Source organism: Sodalis sp. RH15 (assembly GCF_047324255.1).
Taxonomy (GTDB): domain Bacteria; phylum Pseudomonadota; class Gammaproteobacteria; order Enterobacterales; family Enterobacteriaceae; genus Acerihabitans; species Acerihabitans ligni.
On record NZ_CP178738.1, the window covers coordinates 5,624,235 to 5,638,084 of the forward strand.

Below are 13,850 nucleotides of genomic sequence, written 5' to 3' on the forward strand. Positions count from 1 at the left end.
GGTCACAAATTTCACTACGCCTTATCGCTCATCCCTCATTATTTATTCACTGGAGGATGAGAAATACCCGAACCATACGTTAGGTTACCCATTGAGTCATCGATACCGCCTGTTGCCTTTGGCAGGCGAGGACGCAATGTATCCGGCAGGTATTAGCGCCGGAGGGGATGAGCATGGAAGAAACCGGATCAGAATCACTCTCAGCCAACGCCGGCATCGCCGCCGATTACATCAATGCCCTCGGTCAGCGGCAGAGTATCTCGCCTCATACCATACAACGATTGCTTGACGCCATGGGTTACACCGCCCAACCCGGCCCTGCCGACGCCGCCCCGCTGCCGCCGGTACGGGTGTACCGACAAAAAACACCCTACCGGAACGGTCCCGATGACCGGCACTGGCTGATCCCCGGCGGACAGGGCAATTTCCGCTGGTGGCTGCATACCGAACAGGGCCGCATCCATCATGGAAAAATCGCCGCCGGGCAACGGCTCTCTCTGCCGGTATCGCTGCCGCCGGGTTATCATCGCCTGACCTTGAACCAGAACGGCCGGGAGTGGCATTGCCAGATAATCATCGCCCCCAGACGCTGTTTTGAACCCGACGAGCTGCTCGCGGAGCGTAAGTTATGGGGTACCTGTGTTCAGCTCTATACCCTCCGCTCCGAACACAATTGGGGCATTGGCGATACCGGTGATTTAAAACAGCTTATCCGGGAAATCGCCCGGCGCGGCGGATCGTTTGTCGGCCTCAATCCCATCCATGCCCTGTATCCGACCCTGCCGGACAATGCCAGTCCCTATAGCCCCTCCTCCAGACGCTGGCTTAACACGCTCTATATCGATGTGGGAGACGTGGAAGATTTTCAACTCAGCCCGGCGGCACGCGCGTGGTGGGCCCGCGGAGAGACTCGACGGGCCCTGGAGGAAGTCCGGGCCAGCCCAGGGGTGGATTATCGGCGCGTGGCGGCGTTGAAATATACGGCGCTGCGCCTGGCCTGGCAGCAATTCAACCGGCGCGCCGCAGACGACGTCCGGCGGCGGGACTTTGAGGAGTTCGTACGCCGCGGCGGCGACAGTCTGCGCTATCAGGGCATTTTCGACGCGTTGCAGGGGCAACTCATTGCCAGGGATAAGGGGAACTGGAGTTGGCAGGTATGGCCGGAAGAGTACCGCGACGCCCGCGGTCCGGCCATAGAAGAATTTTGCCGCCATTCGTCCGGGGAGATTGCGTTTTATATCTGGCTGCAGTGGCTGGCGGATCGGCAATTCAATGACTGTTTCGCCTTATGCCGCACCCTGGAGATGCCTATCGGCTTATACCGGGATCTGGCGGTGGGGGTTAGCGACGGCGGAGCGGAAACCTGGAGCGAGCCGGCGCTGTATTGCCTGCGGGCCTCGGTGGGGGCGCCGCCGGATGTGCTCGGCCCCCGTGGTCAGAACTGGGGTCTGGCGCCGATGTCGCCCCATGAAATGGCGTCCCGCGGCTACCAGCCTTTTATCGATTTATTAAGGGCGAATATGCGCGGCTGCGGCGCGCTGCGTATCGACCACGTCATGTCGCTGCTGCGCCTATGGTGGATACCTCTGGGGGATACCGCCGGACAAGGCGCTTATATCCACTATCCGGTGGACGATTTATTGGCCATATTGGCACTGGAGAGCCAGCGCAACCATTGCATGGTGATCGGCGAAGATCTGGGCACCGTACCGCAGGAAATCGTTAGCCGCCTGTTTAATAACGGCATCTATTCCTACAAAGTGCTCTACTTCGAGCAGGACGATCGCCACGTCTTTCGGCCGCCGTCCGGCTATCCGTCTCAATCCATGGCCACCCTCACCACCCACGATCTGCCGACGCTGCGCGGTTACTGGACCAGTGATGATTTGCGGCTCGGCCGGGCACTGGGACTCTACTCCGACGACGGCATATTATCCTTCCTGCACCAGGACCGCCGGCTGGCGCGGCAAGGGCTGCTGGACGCCCTGCACCGGCAGGGCAGCGTGCCCGAACGCACCCGGCGACAGGCCGACCGCCTGCTGATGTCTCCGGTGCTTAATCGCGGGATGCACCTGTTTCTCGCCGACAGCGCCAGCGCCCTGCTGGGATTGCAGCCGGAAGACTGGCTGGATATGGCGGAACCGGTGAACGTTCCCGGCACCAGCGATGAATACCCGAACTGGCGCCGAAAACTGTCCCGTTCACTGGACGAAATCTTCGCCGACAGCAGCGTTAACCGCCTGCTGCGCGAGATTAACCGGCGTCGCGGCAAAGCGGGATAACGGACCAAAAAAACGGCGACCACATTAGGTCGCCGAAGACACAGCACACAGACACAGATAGATACAACAATTACCACAATAGTGACGTTAACCTTTTGTCCCCCCGGCGGTCAGTCCGCTGACCAGGAAGCGTTGGGCCAATAAAAACAGCAGGGTGATGGGCAAGGCCGAGAGCACCGCCGCGGCGGCGAAATCCCCCCACAGATAGTTTTGCGGGCTGAGATACTGCTGCATTCCCACCGCCAGGGTATAGCTGTTGACATCCCGCAGGAGCAGCGAGGCCACCGGAACTTCGGTCACCGCCGCGATAAACGACAACACAAAAACCACCGCCAGTATGGGCACCGATAGCGGCAGCAGTATCAGCCGGAAGGCTTGCCACGGCGTGGCCCCGTCAAGAGCCGCCGCTTCTTCAAGGGAACCGTCGATGGTCTCGAAATAGCCCTTGATGGTCCAGACATGCAGCGCAACGCCGCCCATATAGGCGAATATCACGCCGCCATGGGTATTGAGGCCGATAAACGGCAAATACTGGCCCAGCCGATCAAACAGGGCGTATAACGCCACCAGCGACAGCACCGCCGGAAACATTTGAAATATTAGCATGCCTTTGAGCAGCGAGTTTTTACCGCGAAAGCGCATGCGGGCAAACGCGTAGGCGCTGGTGGTGGATAACGCCAAAATGCCCACTGCGGTAATCGTGGCCACTTTTACCGAATTCCACAGCCACAACATGACCGGGAAAGGCGGCGGCGTTACGCTGCCATCCGGATGCTGCACCGGGAAACCCAGCGCCAGGCGCCAGTGCTCCAGGGAAATATGGTCCGGTATCAAACTGCCGGTGGAAAAATTGCCGGCCCGCAGTGAAATGGCCGCCACCATCAGCAGCGGGAAAATGATCAGGGCGATAAATCCCAGCAGGATCACATGAGTCGCCGCCAGACGCAGATAATGGGATCGGGATTGAACAATAGCCATCGGTGCGCCTCCTTAATCAAACTTCATTCTGCTGGCTTTCAGGTTGAGCACCGCCAGGCCGCCCACCAGTAGGAATATCAGGGTGGCTATGGCCGCCGCCAGGCCAAAATCCTGTCCGCCGCCCCCTTCAAAAGCGATGCGATAGGTATAACTCACCAGCAGGTCGGTATAGCCGGCCGGCGTGGCGGTGCCGATACGGTCCGGCCCGCCGTTGGTCAACAGTTGTATCAGGACAAAGTTATTAAAATTAAAGGCAAAACTGGCGATCATCAGCGGCGTAAGCGGCTTAATCAGCAGCGGCAGGGTAATCAGGAAAAAATTCTGGAAAGGCCCGGCGCCGTCCATCGCCGAGGCTTCATATAAATCGTCCGAAATGGATTTCAGCAATCCCATGCAGAGGATCATCATATAGGGGTAACCCAGCCAGCTGTTAACCACCACCAGCATCAGCCGGGCCAGCTCCGGATTGTTGAACCAGGCCGGCTGTATACCGAACAGGGCCTGCAGCATGAGATTGATTTCGCCGAAACTCTGGTTGAATAATCCCTTGAAGATCAGTATGGAGATAAACGACGGCACGGCATAGGGCAGGATCAGCAGTAAGCGGTAAACGGCCCGCCCCTTCAACGCTTCCCATTGCACCACGCAGGCCAGCACCATGCCGATGGCTACGGTGGCTATCACCGTGAAAAACGAAAAGAGCAGCGTCCAGATGAAAATCGCCAGGAATGGCTGGCGGATGCCCTGATCCTGCAATACCCGCAGGAAATTTTTCCAGCCCACCGAGACCGTATAGCCGGGGCTGAGTTTATCGTCGCCGAAGCCGCCGTTGGCCGTTACCGCCTGGTAAAATCCCGTGGCCGGATTCGGCCGATAGACCGTACCCGTGCCGCTGTCGGTCAGAGTTTCACCCGCTCCCGGAATGTACAAAGGCCTCAAGCGGGAAAATTGCCGCAGCGAGCTCATGCGCAAGCGGGTGCCGTCGGGTAGTTTCAGGGTCAAGCCGCTGAGTGCCTGGCGATGTTGCGTGATGCTGCGTAGCGTGCCCCGCTCTCCCGCCGGCGGCCCGTCGGATCGGGATAGAGGCAGGGTCCTTTCCGTCCCGGGGGTAAAACTGAATGACGGCGTAACCAGGGTCCCGCCGCCGTCGGGGTCGGTGAGCACCAGGCGCCATTGACCGCCGTCGGGGTAGAGGCTGAAATCATAAGGCGTGCCGGAGAGCAATTGCCGGTCAAGCAGTACTGCCCGGGCGCGTTCATAGGTGAGCTGGTGGACGCTGCTGTAGTTGGTGAAAGCGATGGCGACGGTGCAAATCAGCGGAAACAGTACGAACAATCCCATGCCCGCCACGCCTGGGTATACGTAGCGCCAGGCGTAAGCCCGGCGGTTGGTAAAAAGATAGACGCCGGTGCCGGTCAATATCAGCGTCACCATGGCAAAGAGATATTCGCCGCGGGCGTACATGGGGATCACCAGCCAGGCAATCAATAACGCCATGGCGGCCACCCATCCCCCTTTTACCCAGGGATGGTGCCACCAGCGTGTTTTTCTCCCGCCGGGCGGGGATGGATCGGTAACTGGCATAACCCCCTCCTTAAGCGGCGGAACGCCACGTTCGTTGCCCGTTCAATGACCGCGGGCTAATCGTGCCACGGTCTCCCTTTAACTCGCTCGTTGCATGTCCCGTGATCGCGGACCTAACGTGCCACGGTCTCCCTTTAACACGTTCGTTGCATGTCCGGTGATCGCGGGCCTACCGTGCCACGGTCTCCCTTTAACACGTTTTTTGCACGTCCGGTGATCGCGGGCCTACCGTGCCATGGGCGCTTGCATTCCTCGTTATTTGGTGATGCGGTCTTTTACTCCGTCCAAGGCTTCCTTAACCGTTTGTTTGCCGTTGATGGCATTGACCACCGCGCTGCGCTGGGCATACCAGAAGGCGCTCATCTGCGGGATGTTCGGCATGATTTCGCCGTTTTGCGAATTCACCATGGTGGCGGCAATGCGCGGATCCTTGGCCAGTTCGGCCTGGTAGCTTTTCAGCGCCACGGCACCCAGCGGTTTGTCTTTATTCATGGTGCTCAGGCCGTCGCGGGTCAGCAGGTAGTTCTCCAGGAACTCCTTGGCCAGCTCTTTGTTGGGGCTGGCGGCGTTGATGCCGGCGCTCAATACCCCGACAAAGGGTTTGGAAGGCTTGCCTTTGAAGGTCGGCAGTACCGCGACGCCGTAATGCATGCCGCTTTTTTCCATATTGCCCCAGGCCCAGGGACCGTCGATGGTCATAGCGGTTTCACCTTTGTTAAAGGCGGCTTCGGAAACGGCATAGTCGGTATCGGCGCTGATATGTTTGTTCTTGATAAGGTCAATGATGAACTGCAAACCGGCCACGGAACCGGCGTTGTTGACCCCAACGTCCTTGATATTGTATCCGCCGTTCTCCGCTTTGAAGGCGTATCCGCCGGCGGCGGCGATAATCGGCCAGGTGAAGTAGGGTTCCTGCAGGTTCCACATAATGGCGCTTTTGCCTTTGGCGCGCAGCTTGGTATCCAACGCCGGGATTTCTTCCCAGGTCTTTGGCGGCGCGGAAAGAAGATCTTTATTGTAAATCAGCGAGAGGGATTCCACTGCGATGGGATAGCCGATCAGTTTGCCATTGAAACGCACCGCATCCCAGGTAAAGGGGAAAAACTTATCCTGGAAGGCTTTATCCGGCGTCACTTCCGCCAGCAGGCCTGACTGGGCGTAGCCGCCAAAGCGATCGTGGGCCCACAGGACGATATCCGGCCCGTCACCGGTGGCCGCCACCTGCGGGTATTTTTCCTCCAGCTTATCCGGGTGCTCCACGCTGACCTTAATGCCGGTATCCTGTTCAAATTTCTTGCCGACCTCAGCCAGGCCGTTGTAGCTCTTGTCGCCGTTGATCCAGATAAGCAGCCGGCCCTCTTCTATTTTGGCGAAAGCCGAACCGCACAGCATGGCCGAGGTTAACGAGGAGAGAGCCAGGATACGTAAAGCGGATGTCATTATGGTCATAATATTCCGTCCTTTACAGAGTAAGCGGGGGTACCGGCGAGAGAGGATCGCCATGCAATTCCACATCGGACATACTGAGCAAAACCATTTACCCCCTCATCCTCCCCCGCCCTACGCCCTGAACGGTCCGAATGTGACCGCTATAACAGCGATGGGAAATATGCGGTCCATGCCACATAAAACCCGCTGAAATTTTGCCGCCGCTATCACGCTTTATCTGACGGCGTCAGGCTAAGCGCGGCAATCAGCGTTTTCTTTTCATCCTTAAGCCTCCCCCTAGAAAAAAACCTGCCCGGATGATTTCCCCTCTTGGCATTTAACTCACACTTGCCGTCACTTGCCGTCAGTCCGCCCCTCTGAATACCGACGGATGGCGCGTAGAAAGGCATCACAAAGGAAGCGCAAATGTCGAGCGTTACATTGCGGAATATCTGCAAAAGCTACGGTGAAAATGTGATTTCCAGCAATATCTCTTTGGATATCGGCGAGGGGGAGTTTGTGGTATTTGTCGGGCCGTCGGGCTGCGGGAAATCCACATTACTGCGGATGATTGCCGGGCTTGAGGACATTACTTCCGGCGAACTGAAAATAAACGATCGCCGGATGAATGAGGTGCCGCCCGCTCAGCGGGGGGTTGGGATGGTCTTCCAATCCTATGCGCTTTATCCGCATCTGTCGGTGGCGGGCAATATGTCGTTCGGCCTGCGGCTGGCCGGGGTTAAGAAGGCTGAAATCGAAAAACGCGTCGGTCAGGTAGCGGACATTCTCCAGCTCGGTCATTTGCTGAGCCGCCGCCCAAAGGCGCTGTCAGGGGGTCAACGCCAGCGGGTGGCTATCGGCCGAACCCTGGTGGCCGAGCCGCAGGTTTTTTTACTGGACGAACCCTTGTCCAATCTGGACGCCGCGCTGCGGGTGCAAATGCGTATTGAGATTTCCCGGCTCCATAAGCGCCTGCAACGCACGATGATTTACGTCACTCACGATCAGACTGAAGCCATGACGCTGGCGGACAAGATCGTCGTGCTGGATGCCGGCCGCGTGGCGCAGGTGGGGAAACCGCTGGAGCTGTACCACTACCCGGCAAACCGCTTTGTCGCCGGGTTCATCGGTTCGCCAAAGATGAACTTCCTACCGGTGAAGGTGACGACAACGTCCATCGACCAGGTGCAGGTCGAACTGCCGAACCGACAGCGGATCTGGCTGCCGGTTGACAGCAGCGGCGTGCAGACCGGCAGCAATATGTCCCTCGGCATCCGTCCGGAACATTTGCTGCCAAGCGACATCGCCGACGTCACCCTCAGCGGGGTAGTGCAGTTGGTAGAGCAGCTCGGCCGAGAAACACAGATACATATTCAAATTCCGGCTCTGCGTCAAAACCTGGTGTACCGCCAGAACGACGTGGTGTTGGTTGAGGAGAGTGCCCCTTACGCCATCGGCCTGCCGCCGCAGCGCTGCCATCTATTCCGTGAGGATGGCACCGCCTGTCGCCGGCTACACCGTGAGCCGGGTGTTGAAGTACACCAGCAAAATAAGCAATGAAAATAATAGGAGATAAACGATGATAATGCTGCGCAAATATTCTCTGGCGGCAGTGGCAGTGGCTACAGCGCTTATATCGGCCCATGCATCCGCAGTCGATTTCAAAGGTTATTTACGTTCAGGTATCGGCTGGACAGGCAGCGGCGGCGAACAGCAATGTTTCAAGGCCACCGGCGCCGACAGTAAATACCGTCTGGGCAACGAATGCGAAACCTACGCCGAAATTGAACTGGGACAGGAAGTATGGAAGGACGGCGATAAAAGTTTTTATGTCGATTCCATGATCGGTTATTCCGTATCCCAGTTGAATGACGATGAATCCACCTCCCCCAGCGTTCGACAGATGAACGTCAAGGGCGTGAACGTGATTGACTCGCTGCCGGGATCCACCATCTGGGCCGGTAAACGTTACTATCAACGTCACAACGTGGATATGATCGACTTCTACTACTGGGACATCTCCGGTCCTGGCGGCGGTCTGGAAAATGTCGACCTGGGCTTCGGTAAACTCTCAATCGCCACGACGCGTAACAGTGAAGCGGGCGGTTCCGAGGCATTTGTCGACGGCGTGACCAGAACCAAGGCCCTGTCCAACGACATTTTCGACGCCCGTATTGCTCAGGTAGGACTGAATCCCGGCGGCTCGCTGGAATTTGGTTTTGACTACGGCCGCGCCAACGAAACCGACGGTTATCGCCCCAACGTCGATGGCGCCACCAAAGATGGCTGGATGGCAACCATCCAACATACCCAGACCTTCCATGACACCAGCCTGAATAATTTTGTGGTGCAGTACGCCACCGACGCGATGACCCAAGATCGTAAAGGCCATCCCATCACCAACATGAACAATGACGGCCATATGTTCCGCGTTATCGACCATGGCGCGATCGATTTCAACGACACCTGGAGCCTGGCCTATGTCGGCATGTACCAGGATGTGGATCGTGATAACTCAAGCGGTTCCACCTGGTACACCGTGGGCGTCCGTCCGATGTTCAAATGGACGGAAACCATGAGCACCCTGTTGGAAGCCGGTTACGATAACGTCAAATCCCAGGCCACCGACCAGCGCAACAGCCAATATAAAGTTACCCTGGCCCAGCAATGGCAGGCAGGCAACAGTATCTGGTCCCGTCCGGCCATTCGCCTGTTCGCCACTTATGCTAAATGGAATGAAAAATGGGGCTATGCCACCAGCGACGATGTTCGGGCAAATCCTGACCTGGTGGAAGGCGCCGCCTATAGCGATACCGGCACCCACACCTTCAGCCGTGGCGACGACAATGAGGTAACGTTCGGTGTCCAGGCGGAAGCCTGGTGGTAAACACCCCGTCCGCGCGGGCATCTGATGCCCGCCGGTACGCATAATACCTTGGCCCGTATTCGTCTTGCCTGAGGAATACGGGCCGTGATTTTCCGAGGATAAAAAAAATGAAAAAACATCTTCTGGCCCTCTGCCTGTTTCCGGCCCTGAGCCTGTCATCCCTACCGTCATTTTCCGCCGAGCCGTTCTCCGGCCCGCAGGATGTATCCGTCGCGCCCGCCGTTTCCGTGGCCAAGCTGCAAAGCCTGCCATGGCAGCCGCTGATGCCGCCGACGGCGCGTGAATTCGTGCTTGACGCCTCCGCTCCCGGTATCAATCAGGGCGACATGACCGGACCGGCGGTCGCGTTAACGCTGCCCGCCAATCAAGGATCGCTGGAAATTACCCTCGCAAGCGTAATCAAACATGAAAGCGTATATGCTCCCAACGTCCTGGTGCTGGATGAGCAGATGCATCCGGCGGCTTTTTTTCCCAGCAGTTACTTCCCCTATCAAAAACCGGGCATAGCCTCGTCGAACCGGCTGGAAGGCACCCTGAAATTGACGCCGGTATTGGGGCAAAAACAGATCTTTCTGCTGATTTACACCACCCGCCAGGATCTCACGGGACGCACTAAAATGATCAATCCGGCCAAACTCTATGCCGAAGGCGTCGGCAACGCCATTCCGGATGTGCCGGATCCCTACGCCCGCCACAGCGCGAACGGCACTGTTGAGGTAAAGGTCCGCTCTGAACAAAACAGCGGCAATATCATGATCGGCCAAATCTTCTCCTCACGGGAATCGCAGCCGGTGGTAGTGGGCAGCACGGCGCCCGCCGTCAATACCCCGGCGACACCCGCTGCGGCGGCTGCTCCCGTCGTACCGGCGGCCCCCGCAGCGCCGATGCTGAACGACACCGAAAGCTATTTTAACCGGGCCATCAAACAGGCGGTGCACGACGGCAATATCGACAAGGCGCTGAAACTGCTCAATGAAGCAGAGCGTCTGGGCTCGACGTCGGCACGGCAAACATTTATCAGCAGTGTAAAAGGCAAGGGATGACATTACCCCTATACTGCTGATATTTGGCAGATTATTGGTGCGCTTCGGCGCACCTCTTTTATCGGCTGCGGCATAACTGCTTGCTCTGTCTACCTGAATACCTGATAAATCCAGCGCGAAAAACGCCACCTTGCCGCCGGTACACGTTCCCCTTCCCTTGAGCAGCGCACACCTTTCGTCAATCAATCCCCGATACTGTGTCTATATTTTTTAAAAAAAGGTCGCCAGTTTTTATTGTTTGCAACTTTATTTTTGCGACCATTTCATTCATAAACTTTCTAATAAATATTTTTTATTTTCTCGCAGAATATCTTTTATTCGACATTTTATGAGAAATAGATAATATTGCTTCTGTCCCGGCCGACGCCCTTTCCCAGAAATCATCAGGAGCATAAATATTTAGTGATATTTATTTACCTTGTTAATCTCGGCTTTAGAATAGCCAGCCTTTTCATTTATCTTACCTTAATAATATCGGCAAAATCACATGAATAAACACCGTAGAACATCATCTTCTCCCAAACAGCAAAGTCCTGACCAAATACATTCTGGCCATCTGCGTTTTGGAAAACTATTCCCTGGCCATAGGCATTCTAGCAAAATACATCCTGGTCAAACGCATGCGTGTCTAACGCAATTTGGTCAACCATTTCCTTTACTATCAAAGGCAACGCCCGTTTTTCAACCTAATTCATCATCCCGGCAACCTAGTGAATCGTAGTTTAAATACTCCACGCCAATTGGAATTTCCACATCGCTGGTTTGTTATCGGGCCATCCCTGTATGCCAATATTTATTTTCCGATGCATATTTAGCAATACTTGATTTGTAATAGTGTCGCGTGACCCCCATGATTAATAAGTAATCTATGGTGTTTTATTGCGATTTATAATCACACCAGTTATTATTAATAGCGATATAAAATATGACAAGTAATATCTTACGACATGATGCAATATTCAAATTACATATGGCCGATCCCTCCATTGCCCGTGATTTTCTCCAAAAACATGTTCCGGAGGCTTTACGGCAGCACTGTGATTTTAATACACTGAATTTGTGCTCCGGCTCTTTTGTGGAAACCAACCTGCGTCAGCATTATTCCGATATGCTGTATTCGGTTCGAACCCAGTGGGGGGAGGGATACATTTATTGCCTGGTGGAACACCAGAGCCGCTCGGATGAATTGATGGCTTTCCGATTGATGCGTTATAGCCTGGCGGCCATGCAGCAGCATCTCAATAAGGGCAATAGGCAATTACCGCTTGTCGTACCGATTTTGTTTTACCATGGCAGTCAAAGTCCTTATCCCTTCTCCAACAACTGGCTGGATTGCTTTGAGAATCCTGAACTGGCCGGCATGGTGTACGGCAATCCCTTTCCCCTTGTGGATATTACGGTGACGCCGGATAAGGAGATCATGACGCACGGCGGCGTTGCCGCATTGGAGTTGGTGCAAAAACATATCCGGCTTAAGGATATGATTGAACTGGCGGATAGCCTGGGTACGATATTATCTCATCGGCCCCTGCCGACGGAACTGTTCAAAAGCCTGATGATTTATATCGGCGAGAGCGGGAATAGTCCGGACGCCACACTCTTTATCGACAGGCTGCAACGCCTGGCGCCCCTTTATAAGGAGGATATCATGACCATAGCGCAACAGTTGGCCGAGAAAGGCCGACTAGAAGGAATACAGGAAGGCAAACTGGAAGGAAAACTGGAAGGAAAACTGGAAGGTGAATTGGAAGGAAAACGTAAAGTTGCCAGCCAGCTCTTTTTACGCGGCTTCGACAAAGCGATGATAAAAAGCGTCACTGCACTTAGCGATGAACAATTGGCCGCTCTGGCGCATTAAAAAGTTTCTCGGACAATATCAAGCCCGCCTTGGCCCCCATCCGCTTTGCCGGAAGGGGGCTTTTTAATGAATGCAGTCAATGGATCTACCGCAGTGAGGCAGACGCCATAACCGCTACCCCAACAGGGGCGGCGATTTTTATGGGCGTAGTTACCGCTATGGCCGTGGGCTTCATGAATACCTGCGCGCCCGGCGCATTGATTCGCATCGCCGCCAGAACCCGTTCCGCTGCGCCCAATACCTGGTGACAATATTCCAGGGTAATGGTCAGCGGCGGCTCGATACGGATGGTTTTGGCGTTATTCAGGGTGCCGGCCACCAATACCTGATGGCGGAACATACCCTGTGAGAAGGCGTAGCCTATATCATTGCGCCGGAACTCCAATGCCTGCATCAACCCTCGGCCGCGCGCTTCGACTAAAAACTCGGGATAGTCCGCCGCCAGGCGGGAAAGGTTCGCCAGCAAGACGTGGCCCTTTTGCGCCGCCTGAGCCGGCAGATCCTCCGATAGCAGCACGTTAAACGTCGCCAGCGCCGCCGCGCATGCCAGGGGATTGCCGCCAAAGGTGGTGGTATGTAAAAAAGGATTGTCGAACAGCACGGAAAATATTTCTTCCGTGGCGACGGTAGCGCCGATGGGCATCACGCCGCCGCCGAGGGCTTTGGCCAGGCACAGTATATCCGGCTGGACGCCTTCGTGTTCGCAGGCGAACATTTTGCCGGTGCGACCCATGCCGGTCTGCACTTCATCCAGGATCAACAGCGCTCCCGTTTCATCGCACAGCGCCCGCACCGCCGTCAGATAACCGGCCGGGGGGATAATGACGCCGCCTTCCCCCTGAATTGGCTCCAGGATCACCGCCGCGACATCGCTATAGGCGCGAAGATGAACGCGCAGCGCGTCAATGTCGCCGAACGGCACGTGATCAAAACCCGGCAGCATCGGCATAAACGGCTGGCGAAACGCCGCTTTGGCGGTGGCGGAAAGCGCGCCGAGAGTCTTGCCGTGAAAGGCGCCGCTCGTGGCGACGAATCTGAATTTTCCCCGTGGCGCCTGATAGGCTTTGGCCAGTTTTAACGCTGCCTCTACCGACTCGGTGCCGCTGTTACTGAAGAAGGTATATTTAAGCTTTCCCGGCGTGACCGCCGCCAGGGTTTTAGCCAGCAGGGCGCGTAACGGATCGAGTAATTCCTGGCTGTGAAGAGGCTGCTTGGCCAGTTGATGTTCGACGGCGGATAGAACTTTTGGATTACGGTGCCCCACGTTAAAAATACCGAAACCACCCAGGCAATCAATATATTCCCTACCCTGGGTGTCCACCAGCGTATTTAGGCCGCTGGCCCGCCATTCTACGGCCCCGTAATCCCCGCCTACCGTCACCGATTTTCGATATTCAAGAAAACCGGGATTCACATATTCTTTAAAATTATTCATCACCTGATTATTCAGGTCGATCATTTCATCTTGCGTCAGCGTTTTTTTTTCAATCCACTTCAAAGCCTGCTGAGTACACTCTAGCGGGGTAAGGTTATCGGATATACTGGACAAAATAAGCTCCCGGGAATGAGATATCACATGATATCGCTGTCACCCTTGCAGGGGCCGGGCCAACTGTAACCAATAATGTCGCATCAGAACAAAATATTAATAAATGCGACGAACCCAGACGTTCTATTAAGTGAAACCTGAGTTAATCGAATTAAACGCTGAGAGGAAAATATCAGAAAATATTAACATTGCGCAGAATGCACCTTAAAAGTGCAGCACTGCTCCAAATAAGCGCAAACGG

8 protein-coding genes and 1 pseudogene are annotated in these 13,850 nt (G+C 55.6%); 5 read left to right on the plus strand and 4 right to left on the minus strand.

What is annotated here, in order from left to right:
• Positions 1–173: 173 nt before the first annotated feature.
• Positions 174–2,282 (plus strand): 4-alpha-glucanotransferase, encoded by a 2,109-nt coding sequence (malQ, locus tag ACL2XO_RS25480; protein ID WP_413741820.1) that lies wholly within the window; start codon positions 174–176, stop codon positions 2,280–2,282.
• Between the two features lie 87 nt (positions 2,283–2,369).
• Here the strand turns inward: malQ and malG are convergent, their stop codons facing one another.
• The 3 genes from malG to malE form a co-directional block, all read right to left on the minus strand.
• Entirely contained in the window at positions 2,370–3,260 is an 891-nt protein-coding gene (gene malG / locus ACL2XO_RS25485; RefSeq protein ID WP_413725855.1) for a maltose ABC transporter permease MalG, read from the minus strand.
• Between the two features lie 12 nt (positions 3,261–3,272).
• A complete protein-coding gene (malF, locus tag ACL2XO_RS25490; protein ID WP_413741821.1) occupies positions 3,273–4,844 on the minus strand; it encodes a maltose ABC transporter permease MalF in 1,572 nt (523 codons plus the stop codon).
• A gap of 255 nt (positions 4,845–5,099) precedes the next feature.
• Positions 5,100–6,293 carry a maltose/maltodextrin ABC transporter substrate-binding protein MalE gene (gene malE, locus ACL2XO_RS25495; protein WP_132924945.1) on the minus strand — a complete coding sequence of 398 codons (1,194 nt, stop codon included), beginning with the start codon at positions 6,291–6,293 and terminating at the stop codon, positions 5,100–5,102.
• 405 nt (positions 6,294–6,698) lie between these two features.
• On the opposite strand from malE, the gene malK reads away from it, so the two are divergent.
• The 4 genes from malK (at position 6,699) to ACL2XO_RS25515 (ending at position 12,060) form a co-directional block, all read left to right on the plus strand.
• Positions 6,699–7,832 (plus strand): maltose/maltodextrin ABC transporter ATP-binding protein MalK, encoded by a 1,134-nt coding sequence (gene malK, locus ACL2XO_RS25500; protein WP_132924943.1) that lies wholly within the window; start codon positions 6,699–6,701, stop codon positions 7,830–7,832.
• Between the two features lie 19 nt (positions 7,833–7,851).
• Positions 7,852–9,159: a maltoporin gene (locus ACL2XO_RS25505; RefSeq protein ID WP_413725856.1), complete on the plus strand. Its 1,308-nt coding sequence runs from the start codon at positions 7,852–7,854 to the stop codon at positions 9,157–9,159.
• A 107-nt stretch (positions 9,160–9,266) separates the two neighbouring features.
• Positions 9,267–10,202 carry a maltose operon protein MalM gene (gene malM / locus ACL2XO_RS25510; RefSeq protein ID WP_413725857.1) on the plus strand — a complete coding sequence of 312 codons (936 nt, stop codon included), beginning with the start codon at positions 9,267–9,269 and terminating at the stop codon, positions 10,200–10,202.
• A gap of 925 nt (positions 10,203–11,127) precedes the next feature.
• Positions 11,128–12,060: an Rpn family recombination-promoting nuclease/putative transposase gene (locus ACL2XO_RS25515; protein ID WP_413741822.1), complete on the plus strand. Its 933-nt coding sequence runs from the start codon at positions 11,128–11,130 to the stop codon at positions 12,058–12,060.
• Between the two features lie 184 nt (positions 12,061–12,244).
• On the opposite strand, the pseudogene ygjG reads toward ACL2XO_RS25515, so the two are convergent.
• Positions 12,245–13,609 (minus strand): annotated as a pseudogene (gene ygjG, locus ACL2XO_RS25520) (putrescine aminotransferase); the annotation flags it as partial.
• Between the last annotated feature and the right edge of the window lie 241 nt (positions 13,610–13,850).

What these genes read in the sequence shown, in the direction of transcription:
- malQ (WP_413741820.1), top strand. Translation starts at nt 174, where the DNA reads ATGGAAGAAACCGGATCAGAATCACTCTCAGCCAACGCCGGCATCGCC.
- malG (WP_413725855.1), bottom strand. Translation starts at nt 3,260, where the DNA reads ATGGCTATTGTTCAATCCCGATCCCATTATCTGCGTCTGGCGGCGACT.
- malF (WP_413741821.1), bottom strand. Translation starts at nt 4,844, where the DNA reads ATGCCAGTTACCGATCCATCCCCGCCCGGCGGGAGAAAAACACGCTGG.
- malE (WP_132924945.1), bottom strand. Translation starts at nt 6,293, where the DNA reads ATGACCATAATGACATCCGCTTTACGTATCCTGGCTCTCTCCTCGTTA.
- malK (WP_132924943.1), top strand. Translation starts at nt 6,699, where the DNA reads ATGTCGAGCGTTACATTGCGGAATATCTGCAAAAGCTACGGTGAAAAT.
- ACL2XO_RS25505 (WP_413725856.1), top strand. Translation starts at nt 7,852, where the DNA reads ATGATAATGCTGCGCAAATATTCTCTGGCGGCAGTGGCAGTGGCTACA.
- malM (WP_413725857.1), top strand. Translation starts at nt 9,267, where the DNA reads ATGAAAAAACATCTTCTGGCCCTCTGCCTGTTTCCGGCCCTGAGCCTG.
- ACL2XO_RS25515 (WP_413741822.1), top strand. Translation starts at nt 11,128, where the DNA reads ATGACAAGTAATATCTTACGACATGATGCAATATTCAAATTACATATG.